At 59.8% G+C, this 17,473-nt stretch carries 15 protein-coding genes; 5 read left to right on the top strand and 10 right to left on the bottom strand.

Annotation, left to right across the window (positions count from 1 at the left end):
• Positions 1 to 469: 469 nt before the first annotated feature.
• The 4 genes from LPA35_RS10115 to LPA35_RS10100 form a co-directional block, all read right to left on the bottom strand.
• The gene (locus tag LPA35_RS10115; protein ID WP_228896881.1) at positions 470 to 973 is read right to left on the bottom strand and encodes a GNAT family N-acetyltransferase; all 504 of its coding nucleotides are present in this window, start codon (positions 971 to 973) and stop codon (positions 470 to 472) included.
• Between the two features lie 57 nt (positions 974 to 1,030).
• Complete coding sequence (locus LPA35_RS10110; protein ID WP_228896880.1) at positions 1,031 to 1,987, bottom strand: hypothetical protein; 957 nt, start codon at positions 1,985 to 1,987, stop codon at positions 1,031 to 1,033.
• Positions 1,988 to 2,140: 153 nt separating this feature from the next.
• A complete protein-coding gene (locus tag LPA35_RS10105; protein ID WP_228896879.1) occupies positions 2,141 to 2,677 on the bottom strand; it encodes a hypothetical protein in 537 nt (178 codons plus the stop codon).
• A gap of 785 nt (positions 2,678 to 3,462) precedes the next feature.
• Complete coding sequence (locus tag LPA35_RS10100) at positions 3,463 to 4,320, bottom strand: AraC family transcriptional regulator (RefSeq protein ID WP_057226033.1); 858 nt, start codon at positions 4,318 to 4,320, stop codon at positions 3,463 to 3,465.
• 221 nt (positions 4,321 to 4,541) lie between these two features.
• On the opposite strand from LPA35_RS10100, the gene LPA35_RS10095 reads away from it, so the two are divergent.
• The 4 genes from LPA35_RS10095 (at position 4,542) to LPA35_RS10080 (ending at position 8,278) form a co-directional block, all read left to right on the top strand.
• The gene (locus tag LPA35_RS10095; protein ID WP_228896878.1) at positions 4,542 to 5,411 is read left to right on the top strand and encodes a fumarylacetoacetate hydrolase family protein; all 870 of its coding nucleotides are present in this window, start codon (positions 4,542 to 4,544) and stop codon (positions 5,409 to 5,411) included.
• A 10-nt stretch (positions 5,412 to 5,421) separates the two neighbouring features.
• Complete coding sequence (locus LPA35_RS10090; RefSeq protein WP_057226037.1) at positions 5,422 to 6,204, top strand: alpha/beta fold hydrolase; 783 nt, start codon at positions 5,422 to 5,424, stop codon at positions 6,202 to 6,204.
• A gap of 65 nt (positions 6,205 to 6,269) precedes the next feature.
• Complete coding sequence (locus LPA35_RS10085) at positions 6,270 to 7,613, top strand: amidohydrolase family protein (RefSeq protein WP_057226039.1); 1,344 nt, start codon at positions 6,270 to 6,272, stop codon at positions 7,611 to 7,613.
• A gap of 266 nt (positions 7,614 to 7,879) precedes the next feature.
• Positions 7,880 to 8,278, top strand: coding sequence for a hypothetical protein (locus LPA35_RS10080; protein WP_140426212.1), 399 nt, complete (start codon positions 7,880 to 7,882; stop codon positions 8,276 to 8,278).
• Positions 8,279 to 8,766: 488 nt separating this feature from the next.
• Here LPA35_RS10080 and LPA35_RS10075 read toward each other — a convergent pair whose 3' ends face one another.
• From LPA35_RS10075 to LPA35_RS10050, 6 genes are all read right to left on the bottom strand, one after another.
• Positions 8,767 to 12,345: a hypothetical protein gene (locus tag LPA35_RS10075; protein WP_228896877.1), complete on the bottom strand. Its 3,579-nt coding sequence runs from the start codon at positions 12,343 to 12,345 to the stop codon at positions 8,767 to 8,769.
• A gap of 359 nt (positions 12,346 to 12,704) precedes the next feature.
• The gene (locus tag LPA35_RS10070; protein ID WP_228896876.1) at positions 12,705 to 13,607 is read right to left on the bottom strand and encodes a caspase family protein; all 903 of its coding nucleotides are present in this window, start codon (positions 13,605 to 13,607) and stop codon (positions 12,705 to 12,707) included.
• Between the two features lie 119 nt (positions 13,608 to 13,726).
• Positions 13,727 to 14,956 (bottom strand): hypothetical protein, encoded by a 1,230-nt coding sequence (locus tag LPA35_RS10065; RefSeq protein WP_228896875.1) that lies wholly within the window; start codon positions 14,954 to 14,956, stop codon positions 13,727 to 13,729.
• 297 nt (positions 14,957 to 15,253) lie between these two features.
• On the bottom strand, positions 15,254 to 15,625 hold the full coding sequence (locus LPA35_RS10060; protein ID WP_228896874.1) for a hypothetical protein: 372 nt from the start codon (positions 15,623 to 15,625) through the stop codon (positions 15,254 to 15,256).
• Positions 15,626 to 15,688: 63 nt separating this feature from the next.
• Positions 15,689 to 15,910: a hypothetical protein gene (locus LPA35_RS10055; protein WP_228896873.1), complete on the bottom strand. Its 222-nt coding sequence runs from the start codon at positions 15,908 to 15,910 to the stop codon at positions 15,689 to 15,691.
• A 26-nt stretch (positions 15,911 to 15,936) separates the two neighbouring features.
• A complete protein-coding gene (locus tag LPA35_RS10050) occupies positions 15,937 to 16,245 on the bottom strand; it encodes a hypothetical protein (RefSeq protein WP_228896872.1) in 309 nt (102 codons plus the stop codon).
• Between the two features lie 90 nt (positions 16,246 to 16,335).
• On the opposite strand from LPA35_RS10050, the gene LPA35_RS10045 reads away from it, so the two are divergent.
• Positions 16,336 to 17,259, top strand: coding sequence for a DUF72 domain-containing protein (locus tag LPA35_RS10045; protein WP_228896871.1), 924 nt, complete (start codon positions 16,336 to 16,338; stop codon positions 17,257 to 17,259).
• Positions 17,260 to 17,473 lie beyond the last annotated feature (214 nt).

The raw sequence follows: 17,473 nt of genomic DNA, 5'->3' as shown, positions 1-17,473 counted from the left end.
CGTTCCAAGAGCTTGCCTTTTCACCAAGACCACGCCCCGTGCCAACCACACTCCCTTTCGCGGTGAACGTCGCCTTGAGCGCAGCAAGCTTTGCTTCGGTTGCAGCGCGTAGCTGAGCATGTTTAGCCTTAAGCTTGGCAAGAAGCTCCGGTGTGTTGTGAAGCAGTTGCTCCCGCTCTTCGTCGGTAAGCCGTCTTTCGCCGCTTGTGTGCGAGGCTCCTTGAGTCTTCGAAGTTCAGCCAAAGAGCATCTTGCGGCACTCGGAGCCGTACGGCTTAACCTCACCCTCCACGTTCAAGAGGTGAACTGCTTTGTAGGCGGCATGGTTGCATGCCCAGCGACTAGCAGCGCACTTGCTTTTCTCTGTCTACCTCGTAGACGCCGACAAGCTCAGGCACGGGGGATACTATACCTCCGGCATAAGCATGCAGACGATCGAGTTATTGTTAACCGATTCTAGGACCCCAGCTCATGGGTTGACCCACTTCCTCATTGAGACCCGATCAAAGACCTGGCCGCCGCGCTCGTAGGCGTTCTCGGAGGTGGACCACGCTTCGAACCCGAGTGACTCGTACAAGCGCAGCGCGAAGGGATTGGGGACGTTCACTTCCAGACACACACCTCTTGCCCCTCGTGAGCCCGCCAGGGCGAGGCACATGTCCATCAGCTTCCGGCCGTATCCTCGATTACCGAATCTCGGATGGACAAGCACCCCGGAAATTGCAAACCAGTCGCCAACGTCCGGATCCAACGGATCATCGGGCATCAGGGAGAGAGTCGCGGCCCCCACAAGGACGCCGTCTACTTCCCCTCCCAGCGTCTCGAACGGTGGCCGCAGCAGGGCGTCGATGGTCTCAAGCCTCAGAGCTGCCTCGCGCTCCGTGATGGACCCCAGGGTGCCCGTGACATCCACAAGTTCACGAAGATTCCGAAGAGACGGCGCGCTAGAAGGATCAAGTTCGCGGATGATCATTTCGCAGGTCAGGTTGAAAACACTTTTCGACATCGAATGGCTGTGCCTCCGGAAACTTTAGCCCGGGTCCGATTCATCATCCATGTTGTCGTGGAGGGGGTAGGAGCCGAAGGTACCGTTCGTGTCGCGGAAACGTCCGCCCCAGGTAGCGCGCGTGTCCATTGCCCTCTCGACTGGACCTGTGTCTGCTCGGGCCCTCTCAAGACCCTCCCCGGACTCGTGCTCTGGAACCGATCTGCCGGAGGCTGTGCCTGCCCTACGTTTGGGGGGCTTCGCCTGAGTGATTGGGGGTTGTGAGCGAGCCTCAGCGCGCTGGCTTGGCTCCAGCGCCTGCTTTTTCAGAGGCCGCGTGGGCACTACTGCGCCCCTGTCCTTCGCCTTGGGGTGAAACAGCCGGTTGTGCTGGCGCTGGTTGTAGATCTGGGAGCCGCAATGGGGGCAAGCAAACGGCTGCTCCCGTTCGACTTGCTGGGAGGCGCGGTCACCCTTCTGCGAAGCAGCATTCTTGGGCGCGCTACTACCGGTCGTGACCGGGCGACAGGCACCGGCGCGGATGCATGCGCCCACTGCAATCGCGACGATTTGAAGCTGCTCAGAGGCTGCGAGGTTCAACCTCTGCAGGCGTGACTGGAGCGCCGCCAACTCGTCGTCGTACTCTACTTCGCGAACAAAGCCGCGCCAGAAAGAAACCGAGTTTCCGGTATCGAGTGCTTCGATCAGCCGGTTGATGTACTCGGCAAATGCTGTACTCCGAATCCCCTGTTTCCGGGCCCCGAGCGTCTTTGCCGCAAGGTGCGGGATTTCGCGCTTGAACTGCTGCTCGAAAAGCAACTCCCGCTTGCCACGAAACCTGCCAGGCGTTGGTTTCGACAGCGAGAGCGTGCGGCGGGCCCTCAAGCCCACCGGATGGCTCGTCCAGCCAACACCGTCACAGTGAATGCAATCGCTGTTCTCTCCATCGCAGGGACATGGAAATCGTTGTTCCTTCTGCGATTCCGGTCGATCTGCTTCCATGGGCTCCCCCTTGTCACGTGTTGAGGCTATTCGTACTCCGGCCGCTGACGCAGCGTCCGGGGATTGAAGCGCAGGCGTGCACATCGCTCGGCGTGAAACTACCTACCAGTTCGTCGTCCAGGACGCGCGACATCGGGCAACCGGCGCAAGCAGCTACGCCTGTTTGCCAGCCCCAAAGCCCCGCCGAACCCACGCGCTCAAGAAACCAATGGCGAGCAGTCCCGCTGCACCACCGGAAAACTGCACCGCAAAGTGCGGCAGCAAATCCCCTAGGTCCGACCGAAACTGCGAATCCCGTGCTTCGCGAAGCTCCCGGACCAACTCCTTCTGAAATGGGGCTCGGAGCGTGATTAAGGTGTGTGCGTTCGCGGCGACGACATTTCTGTCAGTTGCGACCAGGAATTCGAGGCACTGATTCTTGTTGGCTGAGGGCATCTGCTCGGAGGCCTTGAAATACCACCGGTCACAAAAGCCATCTGCAGCCTGGAACCGCTCGATCGGGTCACGGGCTCTCAGAATCCGGTCGATTTCCTCGGTCAGCAATGCAGCGGCTCGGTGCTCCATCGAGTAATCACTGGCCCGAATCGGCATGGCCGTGTACAGCAAGTATGAGAGGAAGACAGCCCACAGCGCGACAGCGACGATGTACAGGCGTATCCACCCGTTGAGCCATGGGAATTTGAATGTCATCGAGTGTATCTAGGGTTTCGGCCTGGATCCCGGCCAGCGGTGCCCCAAGCACTGCGTCCGAAGTGGCCATGGTGTTTCCTTATTGTGTCGTAGACCGGGGCGATTCCGCGTGCAGCTACTGGCCCGTGAACGGGACAATGGTCGCCACGGCGTTCCAATGCCCCCTCCACCGCTCCATCAAGAATTGCGCAGGTGTTCAAGAAGTTCGTGGGTGGTCTGGTCTGACCGACCCTCCAGGTCCACCACATGTCGGCTACCGTTGCACCACAGATCGCCAACGCTGCGGCTTCAGGCTGGATGCAGTCGTTCAGTATTGGCACCTGTATGACAGTTCATTCCAAGACTGGTCATTGAACTGTTCGTGCCCACCTGATTGGTGCGGACTCAGGATCGGTCGTTCAAAGTGTGCGGACGAGCGGTCGCTGTGCCCCGAAGTTCGGCATGGGTCAATGGCTGTCCACACCGACCGCAAATTGGCGCAATCGACCCAAAGTGCTCTGCTAAGAGTTTGGAAAAGTGCTTACGGCTCAAGACGGCACTTCGAGGTCCGATGCTAGTCAAGTCAACCAATACATTCCGATAGCGCTTGGCTCGGTGCTCCGGCCGACCTGGCCCAGGCTGCTCTCTTCGTGTTGGGCAACGCCTATCTGACGGGTGAAGTGCTGCACGTGGACGGTGGCGGTCGTCTGAGCTGAGCCAGGGTGCGGTGTTGCGCCAGGCGCCAGGCGCCTGGCGCTGGATGCGAGCTGCCCAGGCTTGCTCGCGGGTTCGGCAGCCTCGTGGCGCTAGCTCTCTGCGATGCCGGTCAGTGGATGCTGATCCGGCCCAGAGGCCACCCGCCTGAACTTGGAAGGCGTCACTCCCATGTGTTCCCGGAAAAAGCGTGAAAAATTACCCGGCGATGAAAACCCCAGTTCCATGGCGACTGAGGTCAGCGGCTCGTCCTGCAGCACCAGACGCTTGACGGCCTCCTCCACGCGCACCGCACTCCAGAACACTTGGGGTGTGGTGTGCAACTGATCCCGAAACAGCGAGAAATAGTGCGCGCGTGACAGACCGACCTTGTCCGCGACGTCTTCCACCGCGATGGGGTTGGCCACGTGCTCCCGCATGTAGGCGATGGCGGCGCGCAAGCGGTGATCCAACATGGGCGAGCGACTGCGTGGTGGCTCGATCACGGGGGCCAGCGTGGCATCGATCGCGGTGATGATCAGCGCTTCGACCTCTTGTTCCAGCCTGTCCAGGGCGTTGGCGTTCACCGAGATGATCAGGTCCAGCAAACGCCAGCAGGCTTGGCGCAGCGCCGGACTGATAGGAACCCGAGGCGATGGGAAGAAGAACGGTCGGCCGCTGGCAGCGCGACGCTCGTCCAGCCACGGCTTGCTGATGTAGAGCACCAGGAAGATGGCGGGTTGGTTCTTGTCCAGCAGGCGTGCATCGTGCGATTCGTAGGCGTTGGTTCCCAATGCGACGTTCTCGCTGTAGGACACAAGTTCTGCCCCCAAATGGGCTTGCACGCGGCCGCCGCCCAGCCAAAAGGCGAACTGGGTTTCTGCGTGTGCATGGGCCACGAGATCGCCGCGCAGGTCGAGCACGACTGCACGCCCAAAGGCGCCTTCGCGCAGGGCATAGGCTTCACTCATATCTTGTTGGGTCTCCTGGGAGTGGACTATCGCAGAGCGATGCTTCGCATGAAAGGCCCGAAATATTCAATTTAGGGAAAGCACCAAGGACCGGATCAGACTTTGCGATAAGTCAACGGATTGGACGATAAGCGCGCAGGAGCTTGAGTTCCTACAGTCAAGCCATCGTGACTCGCTACTTCAGCAGGTCGTTCCTCAAGGTTCAAACGAAGGAGAACTCCGTGCGCATCGCAACCTATTTTTCTGGTGGGCTACGGCAAGTGGGCACCGTATCAGCCGATGGTCAATCCATCACGCCTTTGGCGCTGACACCACAACAGGCTGAGCAGGGTGTTTTGGCCATCATTGAGTTGCTGAACGAAGGGCACGCGCTGCCAGAGGCCGGCGGTGCCCCGATTCCAGTCAACGACGTGACCCTGGACGCCCCCATCCCCACGCCGCGCCGCAACGTCTGGTGTGTGGGACGCAACTACCACGCCCATGCCAAAGAGCTGCAGGCCTCGGTGTTCAAGGACAACGACGCCAACCCTGAGTCCTGGCCCATCGTTTTCACCAAGGTGCCCGACTGTGTGGTGGGCCCGTTCGATGATATTCAATTGCCGGTGGGTGTGTCCGACCAGATTGACTACGAGGCCGAGTTGATGGTGATCATTGGCAAGGGGGGCAAGAACATCAGCCAAGCAGACGCCATGGGCCATGTCTGGGGCTACACCATCGTCAACGACGTGACCGCTCGGGATGTTCAGATGCGCCACCAACAGTGGGACATGGGCAAGTCGTTCGACACCTTTTGCCCAACTGGCCCCTGGGCTGTGACAGCCGATGAGCTTGACGGTACCCGGACCCGGGTGCGCTGCTGGGTCAATGGCGAGTTGCGCCAGGACGGTCCCACAGAAAACATGATCTTCGACATCCCCGCGTTAATCGAAACCGTCTCGCGTGGCATCACGCTGTTTCCGGGCGACATGATCGCCACCGGCACGCCTGCCGGTGTGGGCATGGGTCTGAAGCCACCGCGTTACCTCCAGGCGGGTGATGTGGTGCGGGTCGAGATCGATGGCATCGGCGCCATCGAAAACAAGTTCGTTTGAGGCTGACACCATGAGCACTCAGTTCATTCACGGCCTGGCGGTCGAGGTCGATGGTGACGGCACCCCCGTGCTGTGCATCCACGGCCTGGGCGGATCGTCAAACACCTGGACGCCTCTTTTAGAAGCCTTCAAAGGCTGCAAGGTGATTCGACCCGATCTGCCGGGCAGTGCCCGTTCAGCTCTGACGGTTCAACCGTTGTCGATCGATCTGTATGTTGCAGCGCTGACGCAGATACTGGACGAGCTGAGGATCGGCGCCGTGCACCTGGTCGCCCATTCGCTGGGCACCATCGTTGCACAACACCTCGCGGTGCAACACCCTGGTCGGGTGAAGTCCTTGGCGCTGTTGGGCCCTTTGGTGGCGCCTCCTGAGGCGGCGCGCCCGAACATCCTTGCGCGTGCCGCCTTGGCGCGTACCGGCATGGCTGCGATGCAGGAGATCGCAGATGCCATCGTCAAAGGTGCGACCAGCGCTGAGACGAAGGCTCAGCAGCCCGCTGTGCTGGCCTTGGTACGCGAAAGCTTGATGCGCCAGCCTCCTGAAGGCTACGCACAGAGCTGCCAGGCGCTGGCCGAGGCCCAGTCCGCTGCCATCGAAAGCCTCAACGTGCCCACGCTGCTGCTCACCGGTGACCAAGATGGCGTGGCGCCGATGGCCAACGTGACGGTGATGCACCAGCGCATCCCCGGCAGCCGAATGACCGTGTTCGGTGCTTGCGGCCATTGGACACCGTTCGAGCAGTCTCAGGCCTGCGTACAGGCCCTGCAGGCGTTTTACGCCGAAGTTTGCTAGTCCTTTTCGATTTCCTTTTTCAACCACAAAAAACGACCCCCTTTGAGGAGCCGTAGGAGACTGTCATGTCCAAAATTGCATTCACCAACGTCAACATCTTCGACGGCAGCGGCGAAGACACCTTCCTGGGCGAGGTGCTGGTCGAAGGCCAGCGCATCGTCAACGTGGTACGCGCACCGCAGCACGTCAACACCGATGGCGCCCGCGTCATCGATGGCAAGGGGCGATTCCTGATGCCGGGCATGACAGAGGCCCACACGCACTTCTCGTGGAATGATCAACCCTCGCTGGCTGCGATCCAGTTCATGCCGCCAGAAGAACACATCCTGTGGTGCGTGCGAGTGGCCAAACGCTATCTGGACATGGGCTGGACCTCCGCGATCGGCGCTGCTGCCGCCAAGCCGCGACTGGATGTCGTGCTGCGCAATGCCGTCAACGCCGGCGAGTTCCCTGGCCCACGTTATTTGGCGGGCAGCCAGGAGATCACCACCATCGGGGCCTTGGGCGACAACAGCCTGCCGCACATGAAGTTCGACGAATTGAGCTTCGGCAGCGTTTGCACAGGCCCTGAGGAAATCCGAAAGTCCGCCCGCACCTTCATCAAGTACGGCGTTGACCACCTGAAGATCAACCTTTCGGGCGAGTACATCGCCGGCATTGCCGCCGAGCAATCCCCGTTTGCGGAAGACGAGGTGGCGATGCTGGCTGCTGAGGCCCACCGGTACGGCAAGCGCATCGCAGCGCATGCCCGCTCGGCCGAATCGGTGAAGCAGTGTGTGCGTCACGGCATCGAGCTGATCTACCACGCCAGCTTTGCGGACGAAGAAGCACTGGATTTGCTGGAAGCCAACAAGGACAAGCACTTCGTCGCACCCGGTATAGCCTGGCTGGTCCGCACCAACTTCAATGCGTCGGAGTACGGTATCAGCCCGGCAGTGGCCGAGGCCATGGGCTACAAGCGCGAGCTGGAGATTGCCGCGGAAACCCTGCGCAAGATGCACAAGCGTGGCATCCGCATCCTGCCCGGAGGCGACTACGGCTTTGCCTGGATGCCGCACGGCACCAACGCCAACGATTTGCAATACTTTGTCGACTACATCGGCATGACGCCAGCCGAGGCCCTGCGCTCGGCCACCCAACTGGGCGGCGAGATCATGCAACGGCCTAACGAGCTGGGCATGTTGAAGCCAGGCTATCTCGCTGACATCGTGCTGGTGGATGGCAATCCGCTGAAAAACCTGGCCTTGCTGCTGGACCCTGCCAAGGTGCAATTGGTGATGAAGGATGGCGCCATCCATAAGGACTGTGCCACCCCAGTGCCCTTTGAAGCAGCTTTGCACCTTCCCGGTGCGGACCGTCCATTGCAAGAGGAAGGTGTCAAAGAGGCACTGGCTGACCTCGCGAGCTGATACTGCTGGTAGGGGGGCTGCGACGAGTCCGCAGCACCATTAAGTGAGTTAGCGGCGCGCTGTGGACGCGCGTCGCTTCACTGGCAGACGTTTGAATCGCCCCAGTGTTGAACTGACCCCCAGAAGTTGGACAAACTTTAAGGGGTTCATGAAAAGTACCAAACAGGGTTCAAGCTCAAAGTGGTTATGAGCTTTTGGCTCGGGATGGTGGGGCGAAGCTGCTGGCGCGTCAATGGTCGGTGCCTGAGGAGAAGATCCGCACTTGGGTGAGCCACTACCGCCTGCACGGCATAGACGGATTGCGCCCCAAGCGCAGCACGTACAGTGCGCAGTCCAAACTGCAGGTACTGTCCCATCAGGATCGCGAACAGCTCTCCAGCCGCCAGGTCGCGGCGATCTATGACATCCGCAATCCCAACCAAGTCGTGGTCTGGCGACGCAATCTCGATCAACACCGCCTGCAGGCTGTTGAGAATGAGAAAGAAGAGCGTCCCAAGATGAAACAGGAAGGTCGCTGCGCAGCGCCGTCGAACAAGGTTGCCGCCGACGCAGCGCAAACCCGAAGAGAAGAGAACGAACGACTGCGCGCTGAGGCCGCGTACCTAAAAAAATTGCAGGCCTTGATTCGGTCGAAGAGATCAGCTGCGCCGACAAAGCGCATCTGATTGCCGGGTTGAGGTATCACCATAAATTGGCATACCTGGAGCATGTCGCAGGCCTGCCACGCAGCACGTTCTACTACCAATGTGTTGATTTCCACGCAGAAGTGACCCACTAACCCCCAGGAGGGGGTATGGCCGCCAGACCTCGGGGAGCGGCGGCCAGAATAGGCGCCGAACGCCCGAGCCCAATGACCGCTTAGTGCTAGCTAGCGAGAGTTTGGTTGGCCGAATTGAGCGACAGCAATCGCTGCTTAGCGGACTACGCCGGGGGACGGTAAGAGACAGATTCCGGAAGTTCAGCAATCGCTACTTTGCAACATATCGGCACCTAGGAGGATTCCAACGGGTTCCGCCGTGCCACCATTACCTTGAGCGTGTTGGTGTAGATCATGATTGTCATCGTCGAGCTTGTGCACAGCGCTAGTAGTCTTATGCGCCTACGCCAGCGGAATTGATTCCCATAACTTCTCGGAGGACAACCCGCTCGATCTTCACCAATTCTCGACGTCGGCCACGTCTGTAGGCTGACAGTCGAACAAGGTAAACGCAAAGACGAATGACTCGATCAGTTCGATGGTCTCGGTTCGTTCGCCTCGCAGCAGCCTTGCGGCGGCATTGGCAATTGGGAACTCACCTTGAAGAGCCGCATCCACGAGTTGCAGGCCAGCCCCCTTGATGTCATCCGTGAGCCCCAAATTGCTCCAAGCCTTCCTCGCATCGTCGAGAGTCTCGGAGACCGCCTGATAGATGCGCTCTTCCTCGGGCGTCCTGGTTCCCTTGCTGCTCCAGTACGCATCAATGCCTTGGAGTTCTGCCAAAGGGTTGGTGAGACGCGTAAATCCGTTCAGCGAATCCAGCGGAGCTGCATCGAGTCCTGCGACGGCGCACCAGGGTTGCGCCAGTTCATTTGGTAGAACCGGGTACAACCTATCGGAGCCAGAGGTAGCGAGGTTCGTCAATCCGAGCCCGTTCATCACAGGCAGAACGCAAATCTTGCGCCCGTCGTCCACGAGAGCGCGCCAAGCTGGCCAGTCACTCGCTAGGTCCACATCTGTTCCATCGGTATTCACAGGCAACGTGACCAGCACATCCGCAGGCGGCCACACCTCGGGAATTGTGGCCTCAGCCAGCAGATAAACGCCGATGCCAGGGCTAATCTTGGTCAGCTCGGTCCTCAGCCTCTCTTCCAGATCCTTGAACTCGGCTTCGCGATATCGGCGCGCGGCGAGTGCCGCCTTGCCAAGCGCACTCCCCTTTGGTGCCGTCCGACACCGGTGGGCGACGAACGGCTGCAGCCCTCTTTTCCCAGCCTCCCCGGCCATCGTCTGCAACATTTCCGCGAGGCGCCGCAGCTCATCTAGCTCTTTCGGGGCCTCAATTGACAACACATCCCATGGCTCCTCGGACGCCGCAATGGTGATGCTCTTCTGGATGTCAGCAAGCCAACCCATGTAGGCTGGAGCACCCTGCGGCAGCGCAAGAAACCTGCGGACGAGGTCCGTGGAGCAACTGGAAAGGATCGAGGGCAGCCTCGACCACCCCTGGGCCTCACCAGTTGGCGGCTCCTCCTGTGGTCCCACCAAACCTTGGGCTGCCTCGTAGACGCGCCCTAGGGCGTTGAGCGCCGTGGCATCTGACTTTCCTCTGAACTGCCCGTCAAGAAGCGCTCTGAGATTTGGGACGAGAAGACGAAGCAGATCCAGGCATTGCGCTAGATAGGCGGTGTAGCTCTCAGTAGCCAAGTTGGTGTTGAGTATGGCTAGCCACGCACGATTGCGGGCGACCTGCTCGGGCGCGGGAACGTTCGCCCTGGGCATGCGTTTGCGGGCAAGCGGGAAATCTCCGACTGTGGACGGAGCGACGGCCCCGTCAGCTCCGAGCGCATCGCTGGACACAATATTGGCCACAGGTGTCAGCGCCAGCAAGGTCTCACAGGTCTGATACACCTCGTTGTTGAGATCGGTCTGCACGGACGTTGCCACAAACCAGATGTCTGAGCGAACCTCCTGACCTTCCGGACATTCCCTCAAGCTCGGTGCCTCAGCCCAGGCCACATTGTCGGAGAACCGGCGAAACAACGCGTCCTGCCCCACTGCATCGACCCAGCGAATTGCCAGCGGTCTGTTGACCCTGGCTGTGACCTGGAGTAAAGAGACTACGGCCTGAAAGTCTGCGTCGATGAGCGGGGGGGAAAGTGCGGCCATCTCATCCAAGTGCGAATTCGGGATGACTTGACCGAGCAGCGAAGCCATGAGCCGCGTCAAGTCTCCCATGCTGCTCGCCGCCTGCAGCACGCGCCGCAGGTCGCTTGGAGCCAACCGAGCCAAAAGGCGAGCGGTCAAACCAGAAGCGATGATCTCAGTTCTGATCTCAGTGAAGCGTCGGGACGCAGCCACCGTCGGACCAATATCCGGTGGCTCAATGTCGCCAATCGCGAATCCGGCAGGCGTGCCCTGCAAAGACTTCGCCACCGCTTGTGCTTCCGCGGTGTGGAGCCATCGTCCTATCACCCGATGTGCGTTCGCGCGGTCCAGGCCCGTCAGAATCGCGCCGAAAAGCGCCGGTGTCGGTGCGGCCTTCAACCTGAGCGCCAGACCTTCAATTACGGCGTCATCGCATCCGGGTTGCTTAGAGAGCGTGCGCTCGAGGAATCGAGACATCTCGGATGCCGGCACCAGCCAAACCGCAGCTGCAGCCGTCGTTGACAAAATGGGCGGCGGGAACTCGTGAGACAGGCGTAGCAGCTCTGTTGACCTCAACTCGTGCAGCCCCACGATCCTGCCGTCCTGTGCGTCTTGAACCAGGTGCTCATCCTTGAGTCTGGTCAGTGCGAGCGAGACCGCAGGCGTGGGCTTGGCCAATACTCGTGGCAACTCTGACACCTCGACACTGCAACCTGCGGCGTTCGCACAAGCCACCACTCTCAAGACGTCCAACTCATCGTGTCGAGTGACATCGTTCATGCGCGCCGCAACCTGCGCGTGCAGCGTCTCGCTCAATCGATGACCCTGCGTAAGCACGTGGGTGTACTCAAGCAGGTGACCAGCCGCCAGCGCCCAAGGTTCTCGCCATCCTTGCCAAGCGGTTTGCCCTCTATCCCTCAGCTCTCGCCACACTCGCTCCGCCAGGATGTCGTCACCCTGAACCTTGACCTGGGCAGCGCGACGGCTATCTTTCAGCGGGTATCGATCCTCCTCTCGTACAGATGCCAAGAGCAGCAGCCCGGGTGTGCGATTTACCTCCGCAGTCAATGCGGTCCACCCCTCCGAGAACCCTCGGCCAACGTCATCGATGATGAAGCCAACGGGGGCATCTGCAGTTGCCCTTCTGGAGCGCGCAAGCTGGACAAGCGACGCAATTGCGTCTGGCGGCAGACGCTGAACCTGAAACCAACGCACTGCGTGGCGACTGGCGTACGCGGCTTCCCAAAGGACTGCGGACTTTCCTGAGCCGGAAGCGCCGTGAATGAGCGCGTTTCTGCGGCTCTCCAGCCCTTCGAGAACGGCTGCACGCAGCTCAGAGCGTTCTACAACGAGTCCTGCGGCTACGTGCGATGCCTGCGCATCGACACCCATGTAGAACAGCGGATCCTCATCGGGCGTAAGGAAATCCACAGCTGAACACAAGCCCTCGGTCAGCGCTGCCTCGACCACCGCTGATGTCAAAAGCGGCTGTAGAGCGTCGAACCGCTGCTGGACATCGGACACGGCAAGCCCAAGATAGGCGTTCGCCGCGCGTGTGCCGTTGTCATCAGAAAGATGCCCGACCACGCCCAGGAGGTCCGCAAAGTACATCTCGGCTTCGAAGTAGGTGCAGGCCTGCCTGGCCGAAATCTGAGCTACTGCGCTTCCGCGAGGGTCAGGCAGCACAAGCACCTTGGTTCGCGCAATGAGGCCAGCCAGCCCCTTGCGTCCCTTCAACTCGGCTACAACGGTCGGATAGGCGGAAAGTTCCTGACACTGGCGGACCGCAGTGCGGCGTTCGCCAACGTTGCTCTCGAGCACCAGCAAAAATTGGTCGTCAGGTTGAAGCCCCTTTCCGTCCCACATTTTCCTGACGAAACCCGCCACTGAGTGAGCTGAAAACGGGCCCATGTGGTCGCGTCGCGACTTAACCTGCGCGAGCGTTCTAGTGCTGGTCGTCTTGAGCTCAAGGTCGTCACCCCCTTCAGGGACAACGCTGCCGTCCCCAGACTGTCCTACAAAGCCTTCTACGGCAAGGCTTGCCGCAACCGCATCTTGATATCGAAAACCACGTCCAGCATGAGAGCCAGCTCTTGTCGCCAAACCAAACCTCCCCTTTTTTTTGTCCGAGCGAAATCTTCGCGCGTTCGTTCCGAGCTGCGGCGGCTATACGTGGCGCGCACCGTCTTAGTTTGCACCGCACTTTCGTCGACCGCCCTGGCTCGGGAGCTAACAGTCGATTCAGGCTAGATGGTGAATGGGCGCTCGCGCTCGAAATCAGGATTCTCCGCCCCTACAGGGTAGTAGTTGGGGTTTTGTGAGGGCTCAAGGTCCCCGGCCGCTATGGCTGTCCAGAAGTCATGGTGAGTGCCCTTGAATTGGCCGCCGGCCCAAGCCTTCTTAAGTGCCTGCGTGAAATCCCCCCCCGTGCCATTGTCCCAGGAGGACTCTCCGTCCTGACATCCAGAGATAAGAATGACGCTAGCCGCTAGACTCGAGGCTGACTTGGCGCTCGGTCCAGCCGCTTGCTGGAGCTTGTCATAGTCGTCTTTGAATCGCGCGTAGTTAGCCATCGAGCGCCGAAGCGGAAGACCCTTGATCAATTTGCCAGGACCGCCACGCAAGCCTGCAATGAAGTCACTATTGAGCGTGAACGCGAGATGCATGTCCTCCGGCGAACCTAGATCGAACGGCCTATGCTTCACTTGTCGAAAGAGTGACTTGGCGACAGTACCGCTGTTGCAACTGTCAGAGATGACCAGAATTCGCACTCCAGACTTGAACTCGTTCCACATGGCGTAGAGTTCGTCATCGATCAGCTGTCGGTCATACAGGCACCAAGTCTCGTCAAGCTCATCCGTCTCGCCGTCGCCGTTGATGTCGGGAACTTGCCCGCCGTGGCCCGAGAAGGTCAGCAGAAAGATATCGCCGGAGTCAAGATTGCCCGCGACTCTGCGCATCTCAGTGAGCACTGAGGCTGATGTCGCATTAGCGGTGAGCAGTGTGGCGCCAGAGAAGCCTTGGTCCTCGGCGATGCGCGCCATGTCGCGTGCGTCGTTTTCACAACCTCCGAGTGTTCCTGGGCCTCCATAAGCGGCGGAGTCGAGGCTGTTGACACCAATTGTCAGATAGAGACCTTTGCGAGACATAGGGTGTTTCTCCAGTTGAATACGTCGAAGCCGACCAGCAAGCGTTCGTTGTCCGAATTGGCGATGCATCCGTGAGCTCCGCCCACTCGACACCATCGGCTCAAATGGCAATTCGGTGATCAGCCACCAGCTGCTGCGGATGTGTCCTTAGTCTTATCGCTGGGTGCGCGCACCTGATCGTCCGCACGCAAGATCAACGGCTGGCAAATCGGCTTAGTCGGGTCCTCGCAGGATTGCGCCGCCCCCGTGGCGACCCTACCGTCGGGGAAGACGAGGCGCCATTCCACGATGGTGTTACCCGCCACCGAAACCCTCAGGCCCTTGAACCAACCGTCGGCGGCGACGATGTCGGTCGCCGCCACCAAGCTTGTGAGCGTGAGCCTGGGTGGATCCTTGTCTAGCCTGTCCTTAAGCCAGAGTCCACGCTTGGCAGCGATGAGAGGGATTAGCCCCGTGTCGGATGGCGTATGAAGTGCGACGAGATACTTCGCCGAATTGTCGACGTCAGTCGTAAGGGCCTTGGCCTGCGCGGCGATCACCGCGGCATGGGCAGTCAATGCGGGATCCGGCTTTCCGTCGGGGTCGGCAGGCTTCGCCTCGTCGGTCAGCTTTTTCACATGTGTGTCGGCCGCGCGCAGAGAGTTCCGCGCCTTGTCGATGGCATCACGGAGATCCTTGACCTTGCCGTCGAGTACTTTTTCGGGAGCTTCAGGCCATTTGATCGCGGTATCCACGTCGTACACAGAGATCGCGGGGAGGATTGCAGTCGCCCCAGTCTTGCCGTCCTTCCTCGCCTGAGTAACTCCTAGCTTCGAGACCACCTGTGCTCTGAGGACCCTAGTAGATAGGTCTTCATGCCGACTTCCCCCCATAACGTAGCTTGGGCGGAGCGCGGAAGCAACCGCGAAACCGAGTTCAATGACCGGAAGAATCGCAGATACAGCCGGGAGGCTCTTAGCCTTCCTATTAGGCGGGGGGACCGGGGGTTTGACTGCCACCATCGCGTCGAGATTGGTGGTGAGGTTCTCCACAGACCTCTTGTTCGACTCAAGCAACGTTTCCACCGAAGTCAAAGAGGAGAGATATCCAAGAAGGTGCGGCGAGTCCAGGAGAATTTCGTTGACGTTACCCGCGTTGTCTTTTACTTGGGTAGCCAGTTCGTTCGCCAACAAAGCTGCTTGTGAATACGCGAGACGCGTACTCGTCGCGACGACCTCGGGCGTCGTCTTGGGCGCTTCGCGCTTGAAATCGGACAAATCCGGTACTAGTGATTTGTAAAGCTCCGCGCGGTCTTTCTCCACGCTCAGCTTAAGTTTCTCAAGCTCCAGCGACTGTTTGATGGCAGCCATCTCGGTTTCCGGCTCCGCTAGTGCTGCTGTTGCGCATGCGCATGCGCAAAACATTGCGCACGCGCGCGCGATTTTTCCAAATTGCATCCTCTCCATGGTTCCCCCTCGAGTTTGTACTGGCCGCGAGCGAAGTGCACGACGGTGGCAAACATCTTCAACTGAACCAAAACAAATGCAACTAAAAAATCTCACATTCGCAGGGGTCGCTGCGGAACGGGCTTGGTTTTTACAGATTCATGGACTGCCAGGGCAGTCAGTTCTGTAGTGCCAGGGGAACAAGGCTATCGCGCTGGTGCGTCAGACTTTCAAAGCGCCATCACCCACAGTCCACTGCAACTCATCCACCACCCTGCGCATGATCCACACGCACTGCGCATCGGTACACCATCGCTTGGCCAGCAGCCCCTTCAACGCAGCCTTCACTGTCGCCTCCTGGTTGCCTTCGTAGGTCGCCAGCTTTCTTTGGCAGTACGGCACCATCTGTGAGACCAGATCGTCACACATCTGGAAGGCCGCCATGACCTCGCCTGGCGACGTGCCCGGGGCATAGAACTTCCCACCTTCCTCAACCAGGTTCATCTTGGGCTGGGCACCCGCAACAGCAGACGGCACTGCGGCCACCGGAAAGTCTTCCGGCACCCCGGGATAGTTGGCACGGTCTATCGACATATCGACTCCTTGCTGGCTGATGCACCATACAACCGGTAGCTGGTGCGGTGCAATCGGTTTGCTTTAAAACGGCGCAGGCGACTCCACCAGCTCCACAGGCCCGGGCCCCTCGTAAAGCACTACACCCGAGTGCTTCACCATCACCCGCCAGATATCACCCTCCTGCGTGATCGCATAGGCCTCCGCCTCCAGCGGCAGCACGGTCTCCGTCAGGAACACACCACCGGCTCCACCCGGTGGCGTGCACATCAGCGTCGGGTAGTTCCAGGGCGATTCGATCGGCATGGCGTGTCCTCAGTGGATCTTCACCCTCACACCAGCCGAACTTCAAAGTACGCTCCATCCCCTTCTCCCAGATCCCGGAACCCCGCCTGCTTGGCTGCCGCGCTGGCCTTGCCCCAGGCCTTGAGCAAAGTGAGATCGCTAGGAGACACCACCTCGGGTGGCGACTCTTCCAGGCTGTGCATGGTGTCCAGGGCGGCGGCCACCTGCTCGGGGCCGCCGAGTTGCTTTTCCAGGGCCTTGGCGTACCGGGTTTCTGCGGCAATGCGCTCCTTGGCAGGGATCTCTTCGGGGTAGTCGCGCAGGGTGACGACATAGGTGGATTCGATGACTTGCATGGCGCTGCTTCTCCTGTGGTTGAATACTGGATAAATATACAGCTTTTTGCCGCAAATGCGCATGTAGCATGAACCCAAGGAGGCCTCCCCATGGAGCACTCTTTCGCCCCTCACAGTCATGGCTTCAATCCCTTGGTCGGGACTGCCTCCTGGTCGGACAAGACCTTGCTCGATTGCGGCAAGTTCTATCCGCCCACGGCCAAGACACCCGAAGCACGGCTGCGCTTTTACGCCTCGCAGTTCAACCTGGTGGAGGTGGACACCAGCTACTACGCCATCCCTACAGTCACTACGGCCCAGCACTGGGCAGAACGCACACCGCCTGGGTTTGTGTTCAACGTGAAAGCTTTCAGCCTGTTCACTGGACAGTGGACCAGCACAGACGTTTTGCCCAAGGACATCAAGGAGGCTCTGGGGCCTGGGCGGCGCATGGTCTACAAGGATATGGCAGCGGAGTTTCGGGAGGAACTCTGGAAGCGCTTTGTGGCCTGTCTGGTGCCCTTACAGGTCAACGGCAAGCTGGGTCTGGTGCACTTCCAGTTCTCGCCGAAGGTAGTGCGCCACCCCGCCGCCATGGCCCACATCGAGCATTGTGTGCAGCATCTTCCAGGTCACACCTTGAGCATCGAGTTCCGGCATCCAAGCTGGTGGGAGAACGATGCGGTGACGGCAGACACCCTGGGCCTACTCAAGAGCCTGGGTCTGGTCCACACCATCGTGGATGGGCCGCAAGGATCGCCGCACAGCGTTCCTGCCATCTGGGAGACCACCCACCCTGACCATGCGCTGCTCAGGCTGCATGGGCGCAATGAAGTGGCCTATGGGATGCCAGCCAAGTCCGCAGCCGAGCGGTTTGACTATGCGTACACCTCCGTCGAGCTGCAGGCACTGGCCCATCGGTACAGCCCGATTGCGCGGTCGGTGCGGTATACGCATACGGTGTTCAACAACTGCATGGAGGACAAGAGCCAGCTCAATGCGCGGGAGTTTTTGGCGGAGTTGAAGGCGAGCTAAAGGAGCGCTGAATGCGAAGCGAAGGCGTGGAGAAACGGCGTAAGAAGGTTCCGAAAGATTGTTTTCAATACTGGAACAGTTAGTTTGCGACTGGGTGGTTTTTCTCTGAACACCATCGGCGTACAGTTCATCCCATCGATGAGCCGAACCCGCAAGGCGACTCACCGAACCCGGTTCAGGAATGGTTTTTGACCCGGCTTTTTTGAGACGCTTT

Source organism: Acidovorax sp. Leaf73, from assembly GCF_916855635.1.
GTDB classification, from domain to species: domain Bacteria; phylum Pseudomonadota; class Gammaproteobacteria; order Burkholderiales; family Burkholderiaceae_C; genus Acidovorax; species Acidovorax facilis.
Note: the sequence above shows the minus strand (reverse complement) of the source record. Positions and strands in the feature narration are given on the sequence as shown.

Excerpts from the sequence above, each read along its gene's own strand:
- LPA35_RS10060 (WP_228896874.1), bottom strand. The coding sequence starts at position 15,625 with ATGTCGATAGACCGTGCCAACTATCCCGGGGTGCCGGAAGACTTTCCG.
- LPA35_RS10065 (WP_228896875.1), bottom strand. The coding sequence starts at position 14,956 with ATGGCTGCCATCAAACAGTCGCTGGAGCTTGAGAAACTTAAGCTGAGC.
- LPA35_RS10085 (WP_057226039.1), top strand. The coding sequence starts at position 6,270 with ATGTCCAAAATTGCATTCACCAACGTCAACATCTTCGACGGCAGCGGC.
- LPA35_RS10055 (WP_228896873.1), bottom strand. The coding sequence starts at position 15,910 with ATGCCGATCGAATCGCCCTGGAACTACCCGACGCTGATGTGCACGCCA.
- LPA35_RS10090 (WP_057226037.1), top strand. The coding sequence starts at position 5,422 with ATGAGCACTCAGTTCATTCACGGCCTGGCGGTCGAGGTCGATGGTGAC.
- LPA35_RS10045 (WP_228896871.1), top strand. The coding sequence starts at position 16,336 with ATGGAGCACTCTTTCGCCCCTCACAGTCATGGCTTCAATCCCTTGGTC.
- LPA35_RS10105 (WP_228896879.1), bottom strand. The coding sequence starts at position 2,677 with ATGACATTCAAATTCCCATGGCTCAACGGGTGGATACGCCTGTACATC.
- LPA35_RS10110 (WP_228896880.1), bottom strand. The coding sequence starts at position 1,987 with ATGGAAGCAGATCGACCGGAATCGCAGAAGGAACAACGATTTCCATGT.
- LPA35_RS10115 (WP_228896881.1), bottom strand. The coding sequence starts at position 973 with ATGATCATCCGCGAACTTGATCCTTCTAGCGCGCCGTCTCTTCGGAAT.
- LPA35_RS10050 (WP_228896872.1), bottom strand. The coding sequence starts at position 16,245 with ATGCAAGTCATCGAATCCACCTATGTCGTCACCCTGCGCGACTACCCC.
- LPA35_RS10070 (WP_228896876.1), bottom strand. The coding sequence starts at position 13,607 with ATGTCTCGCAAAGGTCTCTATCTGACAATTGGTGTCAACAGCCTCGAC.
- LPA35_RS10100 (WP_057226033.1), bottom strand. The coding sequence starts at position 4,320 with ATGAGTGAAGCCTATGCCCTGCGCGAAGGCGCCTTTGGGCGTGCAGTC.